We start from the raw sequence: 22945 nt of genomic DNA on the forward strand, positions 1-22945 counted from the left end.
CGGCAAGGTTGTCCGCTACTGTCCGGATCTGTGGGATTTTCGTCGGGTTCTGCTCTTCAGAGCCGTACCGGGCTCACAGACGCTGGTGCTGATCAACATCGACGCCACCACCGGAGGCACCCCACCTTGACCCGCGAATTGTTCACCGACGAAGAACTCGTAACGTTCAAGGCGGCTCAACGTCTCGCCTTCGACGCGGTTGTCGCGATCGAAGCCGAATTGCACGAAGGGATCACCGAGCAGCAGGCGGCCGGGATGCTCGAGCGCTGGCTTCGCGCGCGTGGCGTTTCCCGCTTCTTCCACTACGGCTTCGTGTGGTTCGGCGACCGTACTCGATTTCTGGGCTTTCCGCGGCTTCCGCGTCGGGCCCGAGACCTCTTCGAGCCCAAAACGGCTCGTGGCAGCGGAACTTATCGGCCGAGCAGTCGTCGGTTGGCCCACGGCGATGCGATCATCCTCGATGTCGGCCCCATCTAGCGGCGTGGAGCCGCCGATATCGGGCACTCTTGCACACTCGGCGGGCCGACGGAAGAATTCCACGAAACCCGAATGGCGCTCGCCGCCTTTCGTCCGATGATTCTGGAGATGGTGCGCAAGGGCGATACCCAGGCCAGGATCGACAACGCGTCGGCCGAGTGCCCGGCCTGCGGTTGCCGACGTTCAACGTGAAGGGTTTCAGCCCGCAGACGGTCAGCTATCTGGTGGGCGACGTCGTCGGATCGGCTCTGCGCCTGGACGTTCGCTCCGCGCCCTTCTGGAAGCCGAGGTCCGACCGGCCGTGTGAGCCGGGTTTGTGGGCGTTCGAGCCGCAAATCGGCCGCGGCGACGTCGGCGCGAAATGGGGTGAAGTTCTCGTGGTGACCGAGGACACCGCGTACTGGCTCGACGACGATCTGCCGCACGTTCGCTATTGGGCTGACCACGGTGTCACCCAGGACGCTTCCTGAGTGGTGACAGCGCCGCCCAGTTTCCCGATGTTCCCAGGGGAAATACCAAGACTTTCGACGATTCTCCTTTGCCGCCGGTGCTGCTGATGAAGCCGCGTCCCTGGCTGCTGTGGTGGCGGGTCCGGTTCTGCTGCCGGGTGACGCGGGATACGACGAAGAACGCGCCGTCTTCAACCTGAACCACGAGCTGGTGCCCGCGGTGATCGTGGTGGTGGCGCAGAGCGCGGCTGATGTCCAGGCCGCGGTCGCGTTCGCGGCGGGCCGGCACCGGCCGGTCCTGGTGAAGACCACCGGCCACCAGATGGTCGGCGCGGCACGCGGCGCCGTCGTGATCGCGACGCATCGGATGAACGACGTGGTGATCGACACCGTCGGCCACACGGCCCGGGTCGGCGCCGGGGCGTTGTGGGCCGAGGTCGTCGCGGAAGCGGCGAAGGTCGGGCTGGCCCCGCTCAACGGGTCGAATCCCACGGTGGGAGTCTCCGGTTACCCTGGGCGGCGGCCTCAGCTCGACCCTCGGCCGCTCCCACGGCTACGCGGCCGACCACGTGCTCTCGCTCGAGGTGGTGACCGCGGACGGCGAACTGCGGCAGGTCGACGCCGAGTCCGAACCCGAACTGTTCTGGGCGCTGCGCGGTGGAAAGGGCAACTTCGCCGTGGTGACCGCGCTGGAGTTCGACTTGTTCCCGGTGCCCCGCCTCTACGGCGGCGGCCTCAATTTCCCCGGTGAGCGGACGGCCGATGTGCTGCGCGCCTGGACCGCCTGGCTCCCGGGCACACAGGAAACCATGGTTTCGTCGTTCGCCGTGCTGCGGCTCCCACCGCTGCCCGAACTGCCCGAACCGCTGCGCGGCGCGTTCACGGTGTCCTTGCGGTTCTCGATTCCGGAGTCGCGGTAGGCGGTGCAGTCGTTGCGGTTGCCCGGATTCGCGTCGCCGGTGGCGATCACCAGCCGGGTGTCGGCGTGGATCGCGATCTGCACGTTCGCCGCGTACCGATAGTTCTTCGACGGTGCCGCCAGCCGGTGATCCCGCGTGGGCACCAGGGGGCCGTCCACGATCGCGACCGAGTCGATCCGCCGCTTGCGAACCGGGGCCATCGCCAGCAGCGGTCCGATGGCGTCGATCACCCGGTGCGCGGAATGCGACACCCCGAACAACGGTCCGATCTGGCGCATCGTCAGGTTCGTCCGCCAGTACGTCGCGACCAAAAGCACACGATCGGCCAGGTCAAGCCGCCACTGACGACCAGGCCGACCATCGGCGATCTCATCGCCACCTCGCTTCGCCACGGCCCGCACCAGCTTGCGGAACTGACCCGGTTCCAACCCCGTGAACGGGGCAATCCACTCCGACCGCGACGCCGAGATCACCTGCACAACACCATGATCAACTACCGGGCAGGCCAAGCCCACACCGGGTTACGAGACATGCCTTAGCACAACGAGTAGTCCGACCCGAAGAGGGTCGCTTCCGCGAAGACCCCGGCCTGACCTGCCATGTCCAGGCTTTTTACCCCGTCGAAGACGACGAACACCACTCTCCTCGAGCTGGGCACTGTCCTGACCTCGCAACCGTCGAACCCGACGCTCAGTTCCGAAGTGTCGGGTTGTCCTGAAGCGTCGCAGCCTTGGCTCCCCTGCCGACCTAATGTTCATATTTGTGGGAACTTGGTCAGTTTTCGCCCGGCAACCCAGTTCACCGCTGCGGCAAGCTGAAACACGGGTGTTCCTGGCGTTGGTTCGGGAAGTGGGGGGTGCCCGGCCGCGCGACTGGTCAGCGTCGGGAGTCGTAGCGAGACAAGGCTTCCTGCCGCTCGCGAGTCGGACGGGTCAACGTGAAGGGGTTCATCCCGCAAACTGTCAGTTACCTGGCCGGTGATGTCGTCGGGTCGGCCCCCGCGTCTAGATGTTCGCTCCGCGCCCTTCTGGAAGCCAAGATCCGACCGACCTTGTGATCCAGGCCTGTGCGAACATTGGCTGACCACGGCGTTTTCAGGATGCTTCCTGAGTAGTCACAGTCAGTCGGTTGCCGTCGAAGCGCCTCTCGTCGCCGGAACTCTCCAAGAATTGAGTGATTCGTGTCCGAAGTTGTGTGAAGGACGGCCAGGAGTGCCTGGCATCGGACCGCATTGAAGGTCACTCTGGTAGTGAGAGCCCGGGGATGCCAAGCGTGGCAGCGCGGGGTTGCGTGTCACCGACACGCTAGAGAGGAAAAAGATGACCACCTCGAAGTGGATGTCCGCGAACCGATCGCACGATGTGCGCCTGAAACTGGCGGCCGTGGTTGCCGGATTCAGTGCTGTCGCTACCATCGTCAGCGGATGTAGTTCGTCGAGTCCGTCCAATGGAGCGAGTGCGTCGACAACCATGTCGATGGATGCGATGGCACATAATGCCAATACGGACGCCGAAGTGAAGTTGTACACCGGTCAGCGGAACCTGTGGTCACAACACATGGAGTGGACTTACTCGACTGTCAATGCGTTCTTTCATGACCAAAACGCATTGCAGCCTACAGTGAATCGGCTTCTGCAGAATCAGCCGGACATTGGCGCGGCGTTCGCGGTCTACTACGGTGCCGACAAAGGTAAACAGCTGACGGACCTGCTGACTACTCATATTAACGATGCGGTCCCGGTTCTGAAAGCAGCTCAGGCTGGCGACAACGCCGGACTTCAGTCGGCAATGAAAGCTTGGTACGACAATGCGAAGCAAATCGCGGACTATACGTCGTCGTTAAACCCTAAAAGTTGGCCCCTTGCAGACAGTGAGACGATGTGGCGTCAGCACATCGATCAAACGGCCGCATACGCCGTGGATCTTCTGAAGAACGACTTCACTGGCGCAATTCGTGACTACGGCAAGGCTGAAGAGCACATGGCGTCCATGGCTGACATGTACAGCAAGGGAATCGTCACACAGTTCCCGAACAGGTTCACTAGCTAGACTTCGAGCCCTTCGGTAACTCCCGGTCGGTCGATAGACGGACCGGGAGTTACCGATATTGGAGTATTTCGGCTCTCATGGTGAGGCGGTGGGTAAGAGTGTGTCTTACGTGGTGATCTGATACTCGTGAGCGATGATCTTTTCTGCGACATCCCATGTCTCGACTTTTCAAACACCGATGAGGAGCGCCGCAACGGCGGCTTGATCCTCGGTTCGCCCGCTGACCGCCGAGCGGACCGGGTTGCTGGAGTGGACGCGGGAGATCAGGGGAACCGTCTGGCTGGGCTGCGCTCCCAACCGTGCAGCCTTATCCTCTGACCTGGCCTGGCGGTACGGCGCCAGACGGATCCGTCAACTATTGCCCGAGTCGGCAAAGCAGCGTCAGGGCCCCGTGTGTGTCTCTTTACCCCAAAGACCGCGCGGTCAAGATTCGCGGCTGAGCAACAACTTCGTCAGCGCCTCGGACTGAGAACGGTGCGAGGTGTGCGGCATCGAGCCGGAGCACTACGTCGGCCCGAGCGGCCATCCTCTCCTGGTCGGGTCGGCCCCGAGTCGAAGCGCCGGTCCCCGGACCGGCTCGTGTTCGATCTCGACCCAGGCGAGGGTGCCAGCGTGGTCGAATGCGCCCGGGTGGCCGAGCGGCTGCTGGAGGTCCTCACCGGCGACGGGCTGACCCCGCTGCCGAAGACCAGCGGCTCGAAGGGGCTGCAGGTGTACTGCGGCGTCCGCACTCGCCAGCCCGAGCGCACTTCGGCCTACGCGAAGGCGGTCGCCGAACAGCTCGCCGCCGAGCTGCCCGAGCTCGTGGTCGCCAAGATGGCGAAGGACTTGCGCGCGGGCCGCGTGCTGATCGACTGGTCCCAGAACCACGTTGCGAAGACCACGATCGCCCCGTCGCTGCGCGGCCGCGACACCCCGGCCGTCTCGACCCCGGTCACCTGGGACGAGGTCCGCGCCTTCCGTGCTGCGGCCGAGCTGAGGTTCACCGACGAGGATGTGCTGCACCGCGTCGAGGACGGTGACCTGCTCGCCGGCCTGCACGACACGCGCGTGGCGGCAGTGGCTGTTCAGCCGGGGATGTTGCGGGGGTCGCGGGCTTTGGCCAGCACGAAGGATTCTCGGGCGGTCCGCACGTCCTGCGGTGTGAAGCCGAGGGTCGGCATTCCCTCCAGCATCGCCACGGCGCGGTCGGGGGTGAGGGCCGATGGTCGAGCAGAAGCTGGCGGTGCCGCCGCCGTAGTGGCCCTCCGGGCCTGGGCGAGCGGGACGGCGGAGTGGTCGTCGCGCACCTGCTGCGAGCAGACCGCGCTCAGCAGCCGATAGGGGCCGGTGTAGCCGGCAACGTGCTGGCAGAACAGCGTGTTCACCGACTGCAGCGTCCGCTCGACGATCCCCTTGTCCGTCGGCGTGCCCGGCCGCACCGGCTGCAGCGAGACTCGAGCCGCTCGCACGCGCGCCGGAACGTCTCCGACTCGTAGATCGTCCCGCGGTCCACGGTGATCGTGTCCGGCACGATCACCGGCTTCGCCGCCGCCTGCTCCAGGCGCGCGTCGATGTCCACAAGGGACCGGTGCGGCAGCATCGACGCGGACATCCGCAGCGCTTCGGCCCAGCCCGGGCGCATCGGCTCCGGCGCCAACATCCGGGCCAGTAGCAGCGACGCGTCCACCGCCGTCATGCTCATCGGGCCCAGCACGACCACGCAGATCATGCGCGTGGCGACGTCGGCCGCCGCGGCGATGTGAGGCCCATTTTCATCCCCGAACAGCGGAAGCCTGGCCACTATCCGTTATGCCTGCTACGTCAGACGTGTCGCATACCTTCCCGCTTAAGCGTTGTTTTTCGGCGCGCGCTACTGGGAGGCCTTCCTGCCATGTCAGCTTCGGGAAGCGGACAGCACTTCGTTGAAGGCCTCGGTCGACGACGGGTGCGTGTAGATCGCGTCACGCAGATCCGTCGCGGTCACGCCGTGCCGCATGGCCAGCGTGACGGTGTTGATCAGCTCCTGCGCGTCCACGCTCAGCAGCGCGGCGCCGAGGATCTGGTCCGTCTCCGCGTCGATCACAAACTTCATCAGCCCTCGGGTCTCGCCGAGGATCTTCGCCTTGGGCATCGAAACGATGTCCGCGACCGCCTTCTGCGACACCTTCACCGCGTACCCCTGCTCGCGTGCATCCCGTTCGGTGAGCCCCACCCGGGCCAACGGTGGCGTCAGGAAGAGCGTGTACGGGATGTGCGCCCGGTCGGCCGTCGACCGAGTTCTACGACCCGCGAGCTGATCGGCGACGATCCTGCTGTCGTCGAGGGAGACGTAGGTGAACTGCGGCCCGCCCTTGACGTCGCCAACCGCGAAGATGTGCGGCTGGCTGGTACGCAGGCGATCGTCCACCTCGACCGCACCGCCGGCAGTCGTCGCCACGCCCGCGCGATCCAGGTGGAGGCCTTCCGTGGCCGGCTTGCGGCCTGCCGCGACCAGCACCGCGTCCACGACGATCGAGTCCTCGCCGTCGCCACGCCGGTAATCGAGTTTGGCCCCCTCGTCCGTCTCGGTCATCCGAATGACCTGGGCATCGAGGACGAACTGGACCCCGGCGTCGACGAGCACCTGTTCCGCGGCCGCCGCGACATCGTCGTCCTCGCGGCCGAGGATGCGTGGCGTCTGGTCGAGCACCGTCACCTCGCTGCCGAACTGCGCGAACATCGAGGCGAACTCGATGCCGACATGGCCGCCGCCGAGCACAGCCAGCCTCCGCGGGAGGTTCTCGCGCCCGATGAGACCGGTGCTCGTGTGCACCCGGGGACTCCCGGCCAGCCCCGGGATGCCGGGCACCACGGGCTCGGCCCCGGTGTTGATGACGATGGTGTCGCCGGTCACGGTCAGCCGGTCATCGCCGGCACTGACCTCCACGGTCTTGGGGTCGACGAAAGCGGCCTGTCCCGTGAGGACGCTGACCGAGTCGATCGAGTCGAGGGTGACGAAATTGACGCCACGCAGCTTCGTCGTCAGGTTCCGGGTCTTCTCGACGGCTTCGCCGTGACCGGCGCCGGTCTCGGCCTGGTGGATCAGCGACTTGGTCGGTACGCACCCGACATTGGGGCAGGTGCCCCCGTACATCTCCGCCGACCGCTCGATCACGGCCACCCGCTTGCCACTTCGCCCCATCGCGGCGGCCAGCGTCTTCCCGCCTCTGCCGAACCCGATCACGACAAGATCGAAGTGTGCGGTGTCCACGTTGGGCATGACTCTCCTCCGGGCTGTCGCGGTCCAGGTCAGGGACCGACAAAATGTACGTACATTTAATATAGGACGAGGTCTGTGCGTTTGGCGATGAGTGTGTTGGGCGTGACAGCCCGGACCGTGGGGAACGCCGCGGTCGCCGGCGGAGCCGGCATGCGGGAGTCCGGCATCGAACCGGTCGTCGGACATGTCGTCGCCAACCCTTGTGTCAACTCGGCTCCCGTGGCCCTGATGGTGTAACCGCTCTGCTGCGTGCGGCGTGGGCTGGGTCGGTCACCGGCCGGCTGGACCGGCAGGCGGGCAGCCGGTGAGCCCGGCAGTCTTACGCCTGTGCCTGACGGAGCCAGGTGCTGATGCCGGCCAGAGCGCCCGGGTTGGTGGAGCCGACGTCGCGGGCCAGGTCAGCGATGGACACCGCGCGGAGCGCCTCGCGCCACGCCTGTTCGGCGCCGGCCATGGTGCGGGCGATCGCGCAGGGTGCTGTGCAGGCCTCGGGCGGGGTGGCCAGCGGGCCGCGCTGGCGGATCTCCGTGCAGACGAAGGCTGGTGACGGCCCGTCGACGGCCTCGACGACGTCGAGCACGGTGATCGACCCAGGGGAGCGAGCGAGGATGTAACCCCCCGCTTTTCCCTGGACGGAGCGGATCAGCCCGGCGCCGGAGAGGGCCTGGAGCTGTTTAGCGAGGTAACTGGGCGAGACATCATGCAGCTGGGCGAGCCGCGCGGCGGGAGCTGGTTCGTCCACCGAGGTCAGCACGACACAGCAGTGCAGTGCCCACTCGACTCCGCCCGACATCTTCACTCCGTCAGTCAATCACACTGCCGACTTGACTCGGATACATAGTGTCCGTGTATTTTCTCGGATATAACGTGTCCGAGATTGTGGACATAGGTATCCAGAAGGGGAGGAACAGGTCGTGAAGTTCGCAGTCATCGGCGGGACCGGGCTAATTGGGTCGCACGTCGTGGAGGACTTGAGGGCGGCAGGGCACGACGCCGTGCCGCACTCGAGGTCCACCGGGGGTCGACATCATCACCGGACAGGGTCTGGAGGAGTCGCTGGCCGGCGCTGATGTGGTCGTCAACCTGACCAATTCCCCGACCTTCGACGAGGCCTCGCTCGCGTTCTTCCAGGCCTCGATGGACAATCTCTTGGCCGCGGCCGAGAAGGCGGGCATCGGGCACTTCGTCATCCTGTCGATCGTCGGCGTCGACCAGGTTTCCGGGCTTGACTACTATCGCGCCAAGACGTTGCAGGAGGATCTCCTCAAGGCTGGTCCGGTTCCGTACTCCATCGTCCGGGCTACTCAGTTCATGGAGTTCATCGACTCGGTCCTGTCCTGGACCGCCGACGACGACACCGTCCGCCTGCCCGAAACGCTGCTGCAGCCCGTCGCAGCGGCTGATGTTGCCGCCACCGTCGCGGAGGTTGCAGCCGGCGCGCCCCTGAACGGAACCCTCGACCTGGGTGGCCCGGACACCTACCCGCTGGATGAGTTGGGTCGCATCACCCTTGCCGCCAAGGGCGACAGCCGCACGGTGACGGTCGACAACAACGCAGGCGTGTTCGGCGCCGTAACCGACGCCGTCCTCACCACCAAGGACGGGGCCCGCATCGCTCCCACTCGCTACGCGGACTGGCTGAAGTAGTCCAGCGGGAAGCCTCGATCACTGCGGCTGAACCTCGGAGTCAGCGGGTGCGGCTCGACCTGCGACGAGGGGCCTTGCGCACCCGGGACCTGGTCGTGCGTCTGGTCTTCGCCGTGTTCGGCCTGCTGGCGATCCATCAGGCCCTCGGTGTCGACGTCCGCGAAGCCCGCCGCCACAGCGGCACGACCACCGAGCTGTCCTACCTTGGCCGCCCGCTGCGCAAGCTGCGCGATGCATGCTGTCCTGGACGGGCTGGGCGAGCCGGAGCGGGACGCGCTGCAACGTCGCCGCGAGCGGGCCGCCGACCGATACACCCGGCTGCTGAGCGAGGGCAAACCCCAGGGCGATGGCAAGCGCCGGTGGTCGGCCGCGGCGCGGTGGACGCGCAAGGTGCACCGCGCCCGCCGGCGGGCGAACCTGCACGACCCGGCGCAGCAAGCGCGCGCGGTCCGCGTGATACAGCACGAACGGGCGGACGACGAGCTGATGAACGCCCGACTTCCGAAGCTGGTCGACCTCCCGACCACGCCGGCCGCCCCCGCCACCGCGGGCGCGGCCGACCGGGCGGCAGTCGAGCAGCCCGGCGAGCGACCTGATGCCTGGTGGAACGCAGCAGGCAGACCGTCGAATGATCCAGACCACTTCGCAAACGCCCGAGAACGTGACAGTGGCGCGGACACGGCAAGTTTTACAGATCTCTCCTGCGGAAACAGCGATCAGAAGTGGGTGTCTCGCGACGGATCGTTTTAGGCATCGTCTGGGCACGAGCCGAACTGAGTGGTGACACGCCGGCGGGGAAGCCGGCGCCGATGATCAGGCTCAGCTTGGGCACGGTCGGAGGGGGCGGGATGTTGGCCGCCAGGGGGTTCTCGCCGTCGCCTCCCAGCTGGACCGCAAACTACATCCGCGAGAAGCCCCTCTGCTTCCCGGCGTTCTTGCCGGTGCGGATCGTCGGCTTCGTCGCGATCTCGGGCATCGGGACACCCTTGTCCTGTAGGGCGCCGGCGAAGACGAGCATTGCCTCGTCGATGACCCTGGGCCGGCGCTGTGGTTGCCTTCCGCGGCGGCTTGCTGGCCCTACACTGTTCATGGCATCGCTCTACCGCGCCCTGGTCGACTCGCCCTGAACCATCGCCCGCTGGACTGTGCGCTCAGTTCCGAGCATGTGCGCTTCGACGTGGACTTGGGCCCAAAAAAAGTCGCAATGTTCGAATTCTCTAGAATGTATATATTTGCTGTAAAAACTGTGTATCTAGGGGAATTGTCAGGCATTTTGCGCAGGATCCCCGGAAAATCAGATAGCACTCTTGTCAGGGCCGGGCCAGTGGTACGCCCGCAAGATCGCGTATCTAATACGCCCGCGTGACATCGCGAAGGACCACCCCGACGGTCTTCGTTCGCGAGCTGACCAAGCCTCGTGCCATGGCGTTCGCGACGTACCCGGCGAGCTGGCTGGGTTGAGGATCCTCGTCGGTGTAGCTCAAGGTGAGATCTATCTTGCTGCGTGCGAGGCTCGCGATGTGGTCTGCTGGTGATCACGGGTAGGCTCGCGCCACAGTTGCGATGGACCGGGTCATCGTGGCAGGAGCTTGGGTGCTGGCCGGTGGCCTCCTCGTCGTCGCGGGAGTCAGGAAACTCCTCCGCAGCCGATGACAGAACCAGGTCAGACCCGTCCGCCCGGGCTAACCGGACTCGTCGCGGTCGAGCATCGCCGCGTAAGCCGCCGTCATGACCCAGCCGTATGCGATGTGTGGCACCACGTCGGACACCCAGTCCGACAGCGACCAGTTGCGCGGGTTCGACACCCCGATCGCCGCCATCGGCGCGGCCGACACGGCGATGGCGCCCGCGGTGGTGGCCGCTCCGGCCGTCGTCGCGGAGGGCCGCCAGCCCGCCGCCCGGATGGCGCCGTAACCCGTCCCCACCACCAGACCGGACACGATGCCGAGCAACGCACCCGCCCCCGAAACCCGGCTTTCCCGCCCGTCGGCGGGGATCGTGATACCGGCCAAGTCGGCCAACCGCGTCACACTCTGCTCCGGGGTCCGGCTGGCCGGCCTGCCGCGCAGCACCATGTCCAGGTAGGTGACGGCGTGCAACGCCGTCGTACCCGCCGCCCCAGCGGCGAGGCCACGGAGAATCGATCTCATCATGCCGACGGGTGCCCGCACTCACACCGGCGAAACCCGAACGCCCGGCGCGGCGATGGCACGGGGGTCGTTGTCGACAGGAACGAGGAGCGGCCGAGCAGGTCGACCCGGGAGCCCGCGAACGGCGGCAGATGTGCCGCCTCGAGCAAGGGATAGCGGTCGCTCAGCCGGTATGGAACAGGGCGGCGCTTCTGCTTCACCACTTCACCGGCAACCACGATCGACGCGTTACGCCGGGTGAACCGAGTCAGACTCGCCCAGCGCCAGCCGTCCCCGCGAGGGCGAGCATGACCGTGCCGGAACCCGCGCCGACGGCCCGGCGAGCACGAGGTCGCCGGGCCCACACGCCGCCGTTACGCCCGGCGAAGAGGCCGAAGGGTGGAGCACCGAATTTTGCGGCGCCCCACCCTGGCCGGCGATCAGAGACCGGCGAGCACCGCGAACGGATCGGCCCCGCCACCGTTGTCGAGGGCGGCGATGCGGCGGCCCAGGGTGAAGGCGGCGCCGGGGGCGAGCGTGATCTGCCGCTGCGTCATGGCCCAGATGCCGCACGCGTACACCGTGAAGCCCGGTTCGTCGTAGAGCAAGCCGTAGGTCTGGCGGTCGGAGCCGGTCATGCCCAGCCACGGGGCGGTGGGGGTGAAGTCGGCGGGCGCGGAGGCGGTGATGGTGCCGTGGCCGGCGATGCCGCTGCGCTGGCCGGTGCCGTCGTGGTCGAGGACGTCGCCGAGCCAGAACGTGCGGGCCGCGTCGGCGGTGTTGGTGAACACGGTCTCCGCGCGCACCCACGGCTCGCCCGTGCGCACGCCGAACGTGGTCACCACGCCGATGCCCGCCACCGCGGTACTCGCGCCGGTCACCCGGACCTCGGTCGGCGAGATGAGCTCGACGGCGGTGGCCCGCACGGTCAGCTGCTGCCACGCGTTGCCGCCCCGCGGCTGCGCCGCCGAGGCGTAGGGCAGGTTCATCCAGTCGAGCTGGTCGAGGTGCCCGAGCGCGGCGAGGTCGAGCGGCTTGCCCAGCGTGACACCGGGCAGCTGCGGGTCGGTGGTGCCGGCCGAAATCGCCAGCGCCAGCAGGTCGTTGGCCAGCACGAAATCCGACGCGGTGGCCTGCGACTGCGGGCCGGGCACCGTGCGGCCCGTCGCCGCGCCGGCCACCGACCGCGTCAGCCGAAAGTCCACTGTGGACCCGCCGGTCGCGCCGATTTGCACCGGCACGGACGCCAGGTCGTAGCCGACCCCGTTGACGCGCAAGGTGTAGGCGCCGGCAGGGGCGAAGGCGACGTACTCGCCGGCCGGGTCGGTCGTGACGGCGACGAGGCGCGACCCGTCCTCCCGGTGCACGGCGACCTCGACATTGCCCAGCGGCTTGCCGTTCGCGCGGTCGGTGACCACCCCGGCCAGGCCGTCGCCGTCGTCGACGCGGTACGCGCCCGGCACGCCGTCGCGCACCTCGTAGGCCGCGATCGTGTAGGCGGGCGACGCCGCGTCGCTCGCGTTGAGCACGATCCGCAGGTCGCTGCGCCACTTCTCGCGGGTGACCACGCACTTCACGTAGCCGCGGTAGGTGCCGTTGTAGAACTTGACGTGCGGGTTCGCCGGCAGGCCCAGTCGGACGTCGGCGTCCCAGCCGGCGCCCGACGAGATCGACGTGCCCACGAATTCGGTGGCGATCGTGCGTGAGTGCGGGTCGTCGAAGTCGGTCTTGAGATCGTTGACCCAGTGCGTATGCCAGTCGCCGCTCAGCACCACCGGGTTGGCGGGCCGCTCGCGGGCGATGAAGTCGAGGATGCGCGCGCGGGCCGGCGGGTAGCCGTCCCACTGGTCCAGGTTGACGATCTTGCCCGGCCCGAGGTCGTAGTCGAACTGCGCCATGATGGTCTGCTGCGCGATCACGTTCCAGGTGGCCTTCGACGCGGCGAGCCCGTCGAGCAGCCAGCGCTCCTGCTCGGGTCCGGTGAGCGTGCGCGCCGGGTCGAACACCTCGCCGGTCGGTTCCTTGCGGCCGTCGCCCAGCGCCTGGTCGGAGCGATACTGGCGCGTGTCGAGGATGCTGAACTCCGCGAGCCGGCCGAAGCTCATCCGCCGGTACATCAGCGCGTCCGGACCGTGTGCCTGCTGCTCGGGGCGCATCGGCAGGTGCTCGTAGTACGCCTGGTAACCGTTGGCGCGCCGCTCCAGGAACGGCCGGCCGTCCCCGGCGCCGCCCGCGACGTCGCCGGCGTAGTTGTTCTGCACCTCGTGGTCGTCCCAGGTGAGGAAGAACGGGAACCTCGCGTGTGCCGCGCGCAGGTCCGGGGAGGTCTTGTACAGCGCGTGCAGCCGACGGAACTCGTCGAGGCCGCCCTTTGTGGTCTCGTAGATGTAGTCGCCGAGGTGCACGACGAAGTCGAGGTCCTGCCCGGCCAGGTCGCGGTAGGCCGGGTACGGCCCGCCCGCCCACGACTGGCACGACACGAACGCGAACCGCATCACGTCCGGCTTCGCCCCGGGCGCCGGCAGCGTGCGCGTGCGGCCGGTACGGCTGCGGACGCCGTCAGCCGTGAAGCGGTACCAGTACCACCGATCCGGCGCCAGGTCTGTCGCCAGCACGTGCACGGTGTGCGCCGACTCGGGCATCGCGGTGACCGCCCCGCGCGCGATCACGTGGCGGAACCCTTCGTCGCGCGCCAGCTCCCACGTCACCTGCACGGGCTCGGCCGGCATTCCGCCGGTCGCCGCGTCCAGGGGGTCCGGCGCGAGCCGCGTCCACAGCACCACGCTCGTGTGGTCGGGCTCGCCGGAAGCCACCCCCAGGGTGAACGGCGCGGGGTCCAGCTCCGCCGCTTCCGCGAGCTGCCCCGCCCCCAGCGCCACCGCACCGACCGTGCCACCGGCCAGCGTCAGGAACCGCCGCCGATCCAGAGAAAACGTCGCCATCTGTCCGTCTCGTCCGTTCTGTCGCTCAAACCTCGGCGAGCGTGCCGGACCCAGGTGCCGACCTCGTGGCGGCGAGGTGAACGGCTCCGGTACACCGGACGTCCGGTGTCGGTGGTCGGCAGAAGACTTCCCAGTCCGCCCCCAGCGATCGCCCGGAAGAGCTTGGGTACCGCGGCTTCATCAGAATTCGAAGGCAGCGGCGCAGAGCTCTTTTTGACCTCCCTCGAAGTGCGCAGCCTGCAGGAACTGATGGCCGCCGGAGCGCTCGCGTGCCGACAGGGCACTTTGATGCCCGGGGCTGGTCACGATGTCGAGGATGATGTCGACGATCGGCCGGCGTTCGACCACCCAGGCGTCCGACCGGCGGACAGGAGTGTCGCCCGCGAGGACGACCCGACCGACCTCGAACCGCCGAGCGAGGTGGTGGTTCAACGCGAAGGAACGGGTCTTGACGCGTTGCGTTGCCGTGGAGTGGGTGCGTCACATTCGGTTCGCGCAGGCGATGCAAGTCCGCCTCGCCGGCAGGGCGGCGAGCCGGCCTTCGGAGATCGGGCCGCCGCAGCGTTCGCAGGTCTCGTAGACGCCCGCGTGCACCCGCTCGGCGGCTTGGCCGAGTGCCACGAGTTCGTCTTGGGCTTGCCTCAGCAGTGCCTGGACCTGCGCTCGTACCAGCACAGCCCACCGCAGTGCAGGACGCCGCGCTACCGTTGCGGCGCGCGTTCGCCGCGGGCCTCGTCATCGCTCACCGCGAACGTCGCGACCGTGTGGTGCAACGGCTTTCCGGACTGCAAAGGGGCCGAGGTCGAGGTGCCACGTCGCGCCTTCTACGCGTTCCCGAGAGTCCGAAGTGGACTATCTGCCCAGGAGCTGGTGTCCCGGCTCGCCGTGGGCGGCGTCCTCGTCCGTGCCGGCTCCGAGTACGGGCACTCGGGCGAGGGTCACCTCCGGCTTTCCCACGCGAGAGCCTGAAACTGCTGGACGAGGGTTTGAACCGGCTGTGTGCCGTGCTGATCAAAGGATTCCTGGTCTCCATCTTGCAGAGCAGCAAGATCATCGAACTGTACGGGTCCGCAGCTTTGCGGAGTGCGTCCTCCCCCGGTACGTGAAGGGGCCGCGCCTCCGATGCGCCCACCGAAGGCGGCCGTGCCAGCACGTCCGGTCGCTCGAAACCAAGGCACGCAAGTCCGACTCTGCGCGGCTCCAGCGGGTTTTGCTGAGCCGATCGGGCGAAAGAACGCGGCGTGAAACGACCATCGGGCTTGGTGGTATTCGACTCAGTCATCCCCGGCTTCGGAGGATCGGGCAGGAGTCCCCCGGACAGGATCGGTCGTGCGCAGCAAGTAGCGGCGCTCGGCGTAGGCGAGGTCGTCACGCCAGAGGCGCTCGGCGGTGCGGCGGATCAGCGGGCGAAGCGCACCGGCGGCCTTGCGCGCGACCGCGAACCCGGCCCGCTCGGAAGCCGCGACAACCGCTTCGATGACCGCAGTCCTCGGCCGCCCGTCCACGCCGACGCCCAACGGGGTGGCGTGGGTCTCGACCACACTCCCCACTCCTTCGCCTTCGACGATGCGCATCACCACGGTGCGCGGGCCGGGGCAGAAGAATTCGGCGACCACCGGTACTCCCCATCGCCCCGCCAGCCGGAAGGTCACCTCGACGAGGAACCGGTCGTCGACGTCTGTGCCGAGGGGTGCTTCGAGCACCTTGAGCCGAGCGAACGAGTACGGGTGGAACCAGGCGCCGTGCCACGGATCAAGGCGGTTCGCGACGACGTCGGCCGGCTCGCACACGCCTATCACGGTCGCCACCGCGTCCACGCTGCCGCTCTGCCGGGGCCGGGCCGGGACGGTGGGCTGCGCGGTCGGCGGTTCGCCGCCAAGCTGATCCAGCCGTGCCCAGACCAGCACACCGTCGTCGAAAACCGGGAGCGGCGACCAGCCCGCCCGTCGCCGGTCGCCGACCCGCAGGCCGTGCCAGCGGCACACCAGCTCGTCACAGTCGAGCCGGGCCTCGGCCAGCGGCGCGCCCAGGTGGGGGCACACACCCGGCCCGGCCCGTACGTCGCCGGAGCGCGTACGCCAGGCGACCAGTTCACGGCCGCCGATGCTCCGGCCGAACGGCCGGTCCGGCCGGACCTGACGGCTCGCGGCCAGCATGTACCAGTTCCCGGACGGCCGGGCCTCGGCCCGTTCCACGGCGGCGTCGATCACAGCGGGGTTGCATTCGGCGAACGTCGGTCGCTGCGCGGCCCACCGCGGCTCACCGAAAGGCCGGATCGGCCAGCCCTCCGGCCACCGCCGGTCGAGCCGGTGCCTGAACCCCATGGACCACGCTCCTGTCTGCGCCTCGCATTCGCTGTGCGCCGTCGTCGAAGTCGGTCGCCCCGATACGCATACCCGGCCGCGCCCGGGGTAACCGGTCCCGACGGGAGCAGGTGAACTTCCGCGTGACCAGACCGGCCGACACGGGGAGAGGAATTGGATGGCGACCACGCCGGAGAGCGTCATCCCGGCAGCGGCCGGCCCCCGCGATTGGCTGACCGCGCTCGGTGAGGGACTTTCCGCCCGCGTAGGTGAATTCGTCGCCCGACGCTGCGACGAGCAGTTCACCGGCCGGTGTGAAGGCGCACTCGCCGTCACAGCGCTGCCGGAATTCGTGCGCGGTGGCAAGTTTCTCCGGTCGATGTTCGCCTACGTCGGCTGGTGTTGCGGCGCGCCGGAAGATGACGCCGCCGTGAGGGCGGTCGCCAGTCTCGAACTACTGCACTGCTTCGCCCTTGCTCAGGACGACGTCATGGACGCTGCGGACCTGCGCCGCGGCAGACCGGCGCTGCACACGCAGTTCGCCCGCTGGCACCAGGACCAAGGCTGGAGTGGTTCACCGGCCCGTTTCGGCGAGTCCGCGGCGATCCTGTCCGGCGACTTGTTCCTGGTCTGGTCCGAACAGATGCTGCGCGAAAGCGGGCTACCGGCCGCAACTTTGTCGCGCGGATGGCCGCTCTACGACGCCATGCGCTCGGAACTGGCCACCGGACAGCTCGCCGACTTGGTCAACGACGCCCGAACCGTGCCGAGCTGGTTGGCAGTTCTGGACGTACTCCGCCGCAAGTCCGGCAACTACACCGTCCGGCGGCCTCTGGAGCTCGGCGCCGCGCTGGCCGGCTCCGACGCCCGGGTTTCCCGTGCCCTCGGTGTTTACGGCGGACTGGTCGGCGAGGCTTTCCAGTTCCGCGACGATGTCCTGGGCGTCTTCGGCGACCCGGATGTGACCGGCAAGCCCGTGGGACAGGATCTGCGCGACCGGAAGGCCTCCAGCGTCGTCGCGCTCGCGGTCACGATGGCCGACACCACGCTGCGGCGAGAGCTCGAGCGCCTCCTGAGCCGCGAAGCCGTCGACGACGCCACCGTGGTCGCAATGCGCGACGCCATCACCGCGTCCGGTGCGCCGGACCAGCTGGAGAAGCTGATCGACAAGCAGGTGCGGAGAGCCCTGGATGCGATCGACAGTGCGGACGTGCCGGCCCGGATGGCCGAAACGCTCGCCGTGCTCGCGGCACGCTGCACGGAGCGTGTCCGATGAGGACAGTACCGGGCAGGACCGATCGAATTGTCGTCGTCGGCGCCGGCCTTTCGGCACTTTCCGCGGCCTTGCACCTGGCCGGGCGCGGCCGGCGCGTCACGGTCGTCGAACGCGGTCCCGGCCCGGGCGGCCGCGTTGGCCGGCTGGAGCTGGGCGGCTACCGCCTCGACACCGGGCCCACCGTGCTGACCATGCCCGAAATCGTGCGGGACACTTTCGCCGCCGGCGGCGCCGAGATGACCACGTACTTGCCGATGCGCCGGCTGGATCCCGCCTACACCGCCTGCTTTGCCGACGGGAGCCGGTTGCCGGTCCACTCCGACGCCGAAGAGATGACCGAAGCAGTCCGCGACTTCGCCGGGCCGGCCGAGGCCGCCGGGTACCGCCGGTTGCAGAGGTGGCTCACGCGGCTCTACCGGGCCGAGTTCGACCGGTTCGTCGCGTCGAACATCGATTCGCCGCTGGGCCTCGTCTCCCGCGACCTGGCCCGGGTGGTCGCGCTCGGCGGGTTCCGCCGGCTCGACCCGAAGGTCTCCAGCTTCCTCGGCGACGAGCGACTGCGCCGTGTGTTCACCTTCCAAGCCCTCTACGCGGGTGAATCACCGATGAGGGCGCTCGCTCTCTACGCCGTGATCGCCTACATGGACACCGTCGGCGGCGTGTACTTTCCCGAAGGCGGCATCGGCGCCCTGCCCCGGGCGCTCGCCGCGGCCGCCGAGTCCGCCGGCGTGCGGTTCCGCTACGGCGAAGCGGCCGACACTCTCGAACGGTGCGGCGGGCGGGTGTCGGCGGTGCTGACCGGCTCGGGAGACCGGATCCCGTGCGACGCCGTCGTCCTCACCTGCGAACTACCCGAGAGCTACCGGTTGCTCGACCGGGCCCCGCTGCGTCCAAGCAGGCTCTCCCCGGGCCATCCGCGCTCGTCGTGCACGTGGGAGCGGCCGGGAACTGGCCCGACGTCGGGCACCACACCGTCTCCTTCGGCGACGCGTGGGCCGCGACTTTCCGGGAGCTGATCACGGAGGGACGGCAGATGAGCGGCCCGTCGCTGCTCATCACCCGGCCCACCGCGAGCGACCCGGCGCTGGCCCCGGCACACCGGCACCTGTTCTCGATCCTCGCACCGGCGCCGAACCTCGAACGCGGGCCGATCGACTGGAGCCGGGCAGCCGGCCCGGCCGCGGCGGCGCTGCTCGACGAAGTCCGCAAGCGCCTGCTGCCGGGACTCGAAGCGGACGTCTCGCACGTGATCAGCCCGGCGGACTGGGCCGCCCGGGGCATGGTCGCGGGCACGCCGTTCAGCTACGCGCACTCGTTCGGCCAAACGGGACCCTTCCGGCCGCGGAACCTGCCGCGAGGCGCGGAGAATGTCGTGCTCGCCGGCGCCGGGACGGTACCCGGCGTCGGTGTTCCGACCGTGCTGCTGTCCGGGCGACTGGCCGCCGACCGCATCACCGGGTCCGCACCCCGCCACGGAGCGGAGGACCCGCGATGACCCGCAAGGAACTCGACGCCGCCGGCATCCACGACCCGGCCCTGCGGTCGGCCTACCAGCGATGCCGGACGCTCAACGCGCGCCACGGCCGCACTTACTTTCTCGCGACCAGATTGCTGTCCCCGCCCCAGCGCCCGCCCGTCCACGCCTTGTACGGGTTCGCGCGGTGGCTGGACGACATCGTCGACGAGCCGGCCGCGGGAGCCACCCCCGCCACCATCACCGCGGAACTCCACACGGTCGAACAAAGGTTCTTCTCGGCACTTGCCGCCGGTCACAGCGACGATCCGCTGTTCGCTTCCGTCATCGACACCTCCGCTCGCTACGAGATCGCGAACCGGCATTTCCGCGCGTTCTTCCGATCGATGCGGATGGACCTCACGGTGACCGACTACCCGCGGCGGTCGGCGCTCGACGAGTACGTGCACGGCTCGGCGGAGGTCATCGGCCTGCAGGTGCTGCCCGTGCTCGGCACCGTCACCGGCCGCGACGAGGCGGCGCCACACGCCGCGGCGCTGGGTAAAGCGTTCCAGCTCACCAATTTCCTGCGCGACGTCGGCGAGGACCTCGCCCGCGACCGCGTCTACCTCCCGGCCGACGAGCTCGCCGCGTTCGGTGTGGACCGCGACCGCCTGGGCTGGTGCGCCGACCGCGGCCTCGTGGACCGGCCGGTGCGGGAGGCCCTCGCGGCCCAGATCGCCGTCACCCGGACGCTCTACGACCGGGCGCGGCCGGGGATCGCCATGCTGCATCCGGTGTCCCGGGCCTGCGTGGCCACCGCTTTCCGGCTCTACGCGGAGATCCTCGACCGCATCGAGCGCGCGGGGTACAACGTCTTCGCCCACCGGGCGGTGGTGCCGCGCCGGCGTCGGCTGGTGGTCGCGGCCGGCGCGCTCGGCCGGGCCCAGTGGCTGCAGCTGCGAAATCCTTCGCCGCTACCGCCGGCGGGAGCGTAACCGTGGGGAAGCTGGAATACCTGGCCGTGCTCGGTGCCTGCGTTCTGGTCACGTTGCCGCTCGAACTGGCGGGAGCCCGGGTGTACCGCCGCCCGCGCCGGCTGGCCCGCGCAGTGGTGCCCGTGGCACTCGTGTTCCTGGTGTGGGACGCCCTCGCCATCGCGGGCGGGGTGTGGGACTACGCGCCCGAGAGCCTCACCGGGATCCGGGCACCGTTCGGCATCCCGCTCGAAGAGGTCCTGTTCTTCGTCGTCATCCCGATCTGCGGCGTCCTGACCTATGAGGCGGTGGGCCTGACGCTGACAGCGTTGCGGCACCGCGCCGCGCGGCGGATGCGGCGATGATCCCCTGGGGCTACACCGTGCCCGCGGTCGCCGCGGTGCTCGCGGTCGTCGCACTGGAGCTGCTGGCCCTGCGGACCGGCCTGTTCCGCAAGCCCGGCTACTGGATCACCATCGCCGTCGTGACCGGCTTCCAGATCCCGGTGGACGGGTGGCTGACCAAGACCTCCCGCGCGATCGTGCGGTACTCCCCCGAACACATCTCCGGGCTCCGCTTCCCCTGGGACATCCCGATCGAGGACTTCCTCTTCGGGTACGCACTGGTGATGGCCGTCCTGCTCCTGTGGGAGCGCGCGGCGCAGAAGGAGGACCCCGAGTGAACCCGCTCGCCGAAGACGGCCTGCCCCGTGCGCGGGTGCCGGGGGCGTTCGACACCGAGGCCGCGTTCTACGACCGGCTCGTCGGCGCCAATCCCGGCTACCACGACCACCTCCGACTATCCGCCCGGCGCCTCGGCCTGACCGGTGACGGCGCGGGCTTGCGGGTGCTCGACGCCGGGTGCGGCACCGGCGCATCCACCGCGGCCCTGCTCCACGTGCTGCCGGAAGCCGAGATCATTGCGTTCGACGGGTCGGCGGCGATGCTGGCACAGGCGCGGCGCAAAGAGTGGCCGCCGAACGTGCGATTCGTGCACAGCACGATTGAAAACCTCGGACGCTCGGGAATCACCGGGCCGTTCGACGCGGTCCTCGCGGCCTACCTGATCCGCAATCTCGCCGAGCCGGACATCCAGCTCGGCACCTTGCGCGCGCTGCTGCGTCCCGGCGCGCCGATCGCCGTACACGAATACTCCGTCGCCGACTCCCGACGGGCCAGGATCGTCTGGAACTGCGTGTGCGCCACGATCATCATTCCGCTGGGGAAGGTCATCACCGGCGACGCGACGCTCTACCGGCACCTCCGGCGGAGCGTCCTCCGGTTCGAGGGCATCAGCGCACTGACCGCCCGCGTCGCCGCCGCCGGCTTCACCGCGCTCCGCTGCGCGACCGTGCCGGGCTGGCAGCGCGGGATCGTGCACACCGTCGTCGGCATCCGGCCCGGGGAGATCCCGTGAGCGCACCCCTCGGCCGTGATTGCCGGCTTGCGGTCTACCCGGCCCCGGGTGGGCTCGACTCCGCCGGCCGGCTCGACCGGCGGCCCCGCGTCGCCATCGTGGGTGCCGGCATCGCGGGCCTCGCCGCGGCGACCGGACTGGCCGAACGCGGGGCCGAGGTGACAATGTATGAGCGCGAAGAGCACCTCGGCGGCCGCGTCGGTGGCTGGCCGGCCTGGCTGCCCGACGGCACCGGCGTCACGATGAGCCGGGGTTTTCACGCCTTTTTCCGGCAGTACTACAATCTGCGAGCGCTGCTCAGCCGCACGGACCCCGGGTTCGAACGGCTCACCCCGCTCGAGGATTACCCGTTGCTCGACGCCGGAGGACGAACCGACACCTTCCACGGTCTGCCCACCACCCCCCTGCTGAACGCACTCGCGTTCGCCTTGCGCAGCCCCACTTTCCGGCTCCGGGATCTGCTCGCCCTCGACGGACGCGCCGCGTTGCCGTTGGCGACCGTCGACGTGCCTGGCATTTACCAGCGGCTCGACCACGTCGGCGCCGCGGCCTTCCTCGAGCGCATCAAATTCCCCGAAGCGGCCCGGCACCTGGCGTTCGCAGTGTTCTCGCGAAGCTTCTTCGCCGATCCGCGCGAATTGTCCGCGGCGGAACTTGCCGTGATGTTCCACCTGTACTTCCTGGGGTCGAGCGAAGGCCTGCTCTTCGACGTGCCGGCCGACCCGTTTCCCCAGTCGCTGTGGACGCCCTTGGCCGAATACCTGACCGCCCGAGACGTGGCGATCCATCTCCGAACGAACGTCGAAAACGTCGACAAGTCCCGCGGCTTTTTCCGCGTCACCGCAGGGGCAGAAGAGGAATTCGACGCCGTCGTGCTGGCGTGCGAGGTGGGCGGCCTGCAGTCGCTGGTCGAGGCGTCGCCGCGCCTCGGCACCGACGCCTGGCGGAGGAAGATCACCGGGCTCCGCGCCGCGCCTGGTTTTCTCGTCCGCCGGCTGTGGCTCGACCGCGCGGTGGCTGCGGGACGGCCACCGTTCCTGGGCACGGGCGGCATTCCGCCGGTGGACAACATCAGCGTCCTCGACCGCTACGAGAGCGAAGCCCGCTCCTGGGCGCGGAAAACCGGCGGTTCCGTCGTGGAACTGCACGCCTACGCCGCCACCACGACCGACGTCGACGCCCTGTCGAAGCAGATGGACGAACAGCTCCGCGGGATCTACCCGGAAATCGCCACCTCCCGTGCGGTCGGCGAGATCACGCTCTGGCGGGAGGACTGTCCGCTGTTCGGGATCGGCAGCTTCGTGAACCGTCCGACCGTCACCACGACCACCCCGGGACTGGTGCTGGCGGGCGACGGCATCCGAATCGATCTGCCGGTCGCGTTGATGGAACGGGCCGCGGCCACCGGCTGGGCTGCCGCGAACACACTGCTGACGAGCTGGGGCATCGCGGGACACCCGCTCCACTCCGTCCCCAACCGCGGGCGGCTCGCCCTGCTCAACCACCTCGTCCCCTGGCTCGAACAGGGCCGACCATGAAGACGCGGTCTCGTTCTCCGTCCCGGCTCGTGTCCGGCGGGCACGATGGTCACCGGCCGCTCCGCGGGTCGGCGGCCTCGCACCCCCGCGCACCGCGAGTGGTGATCATGAGGACGGCGAGGCCACCGT

General features: G+C 68.8%; 23 protein-coding genes and 2 pseudogenes. 16 read left to right on the forward strand and 9 right to left on the reverse strand.

Annotated features, from left to right (window positions below; all coding sequences use genetic code 11):
* The first annotated feature begins 126 nt into the window (after positions 1 to 126).
* The 3 genes from QRX50_RS36360 (at position 127) to QRX50_RS50015 (ending at position 1677) form a co-directional block, all read left to right on the forward strand.
* Entirely contained in the window at positions 127 to 477 is a 351-nt protein-coding gene (locus QRX50_RS36360) for a M24 family metallopeptidase (protein WP_285967611.1), read from the forward strand.
* A gap of 158 nt (positions 478 to 635) precedes the next feature.
* The gene (locus QRX50_RS36365; protein ID WP_285967612.1) at positions 636 to 947 is read left to right on the forward strand and encodes a hypothetical protein; all 312 of its coding nucleotides are present in this window, start codon (positions 636 to 638) and stop codon (positions 945 to 947) included.
* A 211-nt stretch (positions 948 to 1158) separates the two neighbouring features.
* Positions 1159 to 1677: an FAD-binding oxidoreductase gene (locus QRX50_RS50015; protein ID WP_353074184.1), complete on the forward strand. Its 519-nt coding sequence runs from the start codon at positions 1159 to 1161 to the stop codon at positions 1675 to 1677.
* 129 nt (positions 1678 to 1806) lie between these two features.
* Here the strand turns inward: QRX50_RS50015 and QRX50_RS36380 are convergent.
* Positions 1807 to 2325: pseudogene (locus tag QRX50_RS36380) on the reverse strand (transposase family protein); the annotation flags it as partial.
* 840 nt (positions 2326 to 3165) lie between these two features.
* On the opposite strand from QRX50_RS36380, the gene QRX50_RS36385 reads away from it, so the two are divergent.
* From QRX50_RS36385 to QRX50_RS36395, 3 genes are all read left to right on the forward strand, one after another.
* Positions 3166 to 3894 carry a hypothetical protein gene (locus QRX50_RS36385; RefSeq protein WP_285967614.1) on the forward strand — a complete coding sequence of 243 codons (729 nt, stop codon included), beginning with the start codon at positions 3166 to 3168 and terminating at the stop codon, positions 3892 to 3894.
* 612 nt (positions 3895 to 4506) lie between these two features.
* The gene (gene ligD, locus QRX50_RS50520; protein ID WP_434533179.1) at positions 4507 to 5217 is read left to right on the forward strand and encodes a non-homologous end-joining DNA ligase LigD; all 711 of its coding nucleotides are present in this window, start codon (positions 4507 to 4509) and stop codon (positions 5215 to 5217) included.
* Positions 5218 to 5396: 179 nt separating this feature from the next.
* Complete coding sequence (locus QRX50_RS36395) at positions 5397 to 5639, forward strand: hypothetical protein (protein ID WP_285967615.1); 243 nt, start codon at positions 5397 to 5399, stop codon at positions 5637 to 5639.
* A gap of 131 nt (positions 5640 to 5770) precedes the next feature.
* Here QRX50_RS36395 and QRX50_RS36400 read toward each other — a convergent pair whose 3' ends face one another.
* Together QRX50_RS36400 and QRX50_RS36405 are read right to left on the reverse strand one after the other, a co-directional pair.
* Positions 5771 to 7321 (reverse strand): FAD-dependent oxidoreductase, encoded by a 1551-nt coding sequence (locus QRX50_RS36400; RefSeq protein WP_285967616.1) that lies wholly within the window; start codon positions 7319 to 7321, stop codon positions 5771 to 5773.
* A 133-nt stretch (positions 7322 to 7454) separates the two neighbouring features.
* Positions 7455 to 7928: an RrF2 family transcriptional regulator gene (locus QRX50_RS36405; RefSeq protein ID WP_285967617.1), complete on the reverse strand. Its 474-nt coding sequence runs from the start codon at positions 7926 to 7928 to the stop codon at positions 7455 to 7457.
* A gap of 169 nt (positions 7929 to 8097) precedes the next feature.
* On the opposite strand from QRX50_RS36405, the gene QRX50_RS36410 reads away from it, so the two are divergent.
* Positions 8098 to 8205, forward strand: a complete 108-nt coding sequence (locus QRX50_RS36410; RefSeq protein ID WP_285974656.1) for a hypothetical protein — start codon at positions 8098 to 8100, stop codon at positions 8203 to 8205.
* A gap of 1 nt (position 8206) precedes the next feature.
* Positions 8207 to 8782, forward strand: a complete 576-nt coding sequence (locus tag QRX50_RS36415; RefSeq protein ID WP_285967618.1) for an SDR family oxidoreductase — start codon at positions 8207 to 8209, stop codon at positions 8780 to 8782.
* Here QRX50_RS36415 and QRX50_RS36420 read toward each other — a convergent pair.
* The gene (locus tag QRX50_RS36420; protein WP_285967619.1) at positions 8761 to 8958 is read right to left on the reverse strand and encodes a hypothetical protein; all 198 of its coding nucleotides are present in this window, start codon (positions 8956 to 8958) and stop codon (positions 8761 to 8763) included. The genes QRX50_RS36415 and QRX50_RS36420 overlap by 22 nt on opposite strands.
* Before the next feature lie 55 nt (positions 8959 to 9013).
* Between QRX50_RS36420 and QRX50_RS36425 the strand changes: the two genes are divergently transcribed.
* Entirely contained in the window at positions 9014 to 9532 is a 519-nt protein-coding gene (locus tag QRX50_RS36425) for a hypothetical protein (RefSeq protein WP_285967620.1), read from the forward strand.
* A 932-nt stretch (positions 9533 to 10464) separates the two neighbouring features.
* On the opposite strand, the gene QRX50_RS36430 is transcribed toward QRX50_RS36425, so the two are convergent.
* The 5 genes from QRX50_RS36430 to QRX50_RS36450 form a co-directional block, all read right to left on the reverse strand.
* Positions 10465 to 10935 carry a hypothetical protein gene (locus tag QRX50_RS36430; protein ID WP_285967621.1) on the reverse strand — a complete coding sequence of 157 codons (471 nt, stop codon included), beginning with the start codon at positions 10933 to 10935 and terminating at the stop codon, positions 10465 to 10467.
* A 416-nt stretch (positions 10936 to 11351) separates the two neighbouring features.
* Positions 11352 to 13853 carry an alkaline phosphatase D family protein gene (locus QRX50_RS36435; RefSeq protein WP_285967622.1) on the reverse strand — a complete coding sequence of 834 codons (2502 nt, stop codon included), beginning with the start codon at positions 13851 to 13853 and terminating at the stop codon, positions 11352 to 11354.
* Between the two features lie 180 nt (positions 13854 to 14033).
* Positions 14034 to 14201 (reverse strand): hypothetical protein, encoded by a 168-nt coding sequence (locus QRX50_RS36440; RefSeq protein ID WP_285967623.1) that lies wholly within the window; start codon positions 14199 to 14201, stop codon positions 14034 to 14036.
* Positions 14202 to 14333: 132 nt separating this feature from the next.
* A complete protein-coding gene (locus QRX50_RS36445) occupies positions 14334 to 14528 on the reverse strand; it encodes a TraR/DksA family transcriptional regulator (protein ID WP_285967624.1) in 195 nt (64 codons plus the stop codon).
* Between the two features lie 599 nt (positions 14529 to 15127).
* The gene (locus QRX50_RS36450; protein ID WP_285967625.1) at positions 15128 to 16177 is read right to left on the reverse strand and encodes a Rieske (2Fe-2S) protein; all 1050 of its coding nucleotides are present in this window, start codon (positions 16175 to 16177) and stop codon (positions 15128 to 15130) included.
* Between the two features lie 157 nt (positions 16178 to 16334).
* On the opposite strand from QRX50_RS36450, the gene QRX50_RS36455 reads away from it, so the two are divergent.
* The 7 genes and pseudogenes from QRX50_RS36455 (at position 16335) to QRX50_RS36485 (ending at position 22816) form a co-directional block, all read left to right on the forward strand.
* Positions 16335 to 17432 (forward strand): polyprenyl synthetase family protein, encoded by a 1098-nt coding sequence (locus QRX50_RS36455; protein ID WP_285967626.1) that lies wholly within the window; start codon positions 16335 to 16337, stop codon positions 17430 to 17432.
* Positions 17429 to 18927, forward strand: a pseudogene (gene crtI / locus QRX50_RS36460) (phytoene desaturase family protein). Before QRX50_RS36455 ends, crtI begins: the two are co-directional and overlap by 4 nt.
* Positions 18924 to 19883: a phytoene/squalene synthase family protein gene (locus tag QRX50_RS36465; protein ID WP_285967627.1), complete on the forward strand. Its 960-nt coding sequence runs from the start codon at positions 18924 to 18926 to the stop codon at positions 19881 to 19883. Before crtI ends, QRX50_RS36465 begins: the two are co-directional and overlap by 4 nt.
* Before the next feature lie 2 nt (positions 19884 to 19885).
* Positions 19886 to 20227, forward strand: coding sequence for a lycopene cyclase domain-containing protein (locus QRX50_RS36470; RefSeq protein WP_285967628.1), 342 nt, complete (start codon positions 19886 to 19888; stop codon positions 20225 to 20227).
* Positions 20224 to 20544: a lycopene cyclase domain-containing protein gene (locus QRX50_RS36475; RefSeq protein WP_285967629.1), complete on the forward strand. Its 321-nt coding sequence runs from the start codon at positions 20224 to 20226 to the stop codon at positions 20542 to 20544. The genes QRX50_RS36470 and QRX50_RS36475 overlap by 4 nt, the downstream gene beginning before the upstream one ends.
* A complete protein-coding gene (locus QRX50_RS36480; RefSeq protein ID WP_285967630.1) occupies positions 20541 to 21278 on the forward strand; it encodes a class I SAM-dependent methyltransferase in 738 nt (245 codons plus the stop codon). Before QRX50_RS36475 ends, QRX50_RS36480 begins: the two co-directional genes overlap by 4 nt.
* Positions 21275 to 22816 (forward strand): FAD-dependent oxidoreductase, encoded by a 1542-nt coding sequence (locus QRX50_RS36485; RefSeq protein ID WP_285967631.1) that lies wholly within the window; start codon positions 21275 to 21277, stop codon positions 22814 to 22816. The genes QRX50_RS36480 and QRX50_RS36485 overlap by 4 nt, the downstream gene beginning before the upstream one ends.
* The last annotated feature ends 129 nt before the right edge of the window (positions 22817 to 22945 follow it).

The organism is Amycolatopsis sp. 2-15 (genome assembly GCF_030285625.1).
GTDB classification, from domain to species: Bacteria; Actinomycetota; Actinomycetes; order Mycobacteriales; family Pseudonocardiaceae; genus Amycolatopsis; species Amycolatopsis carbonis.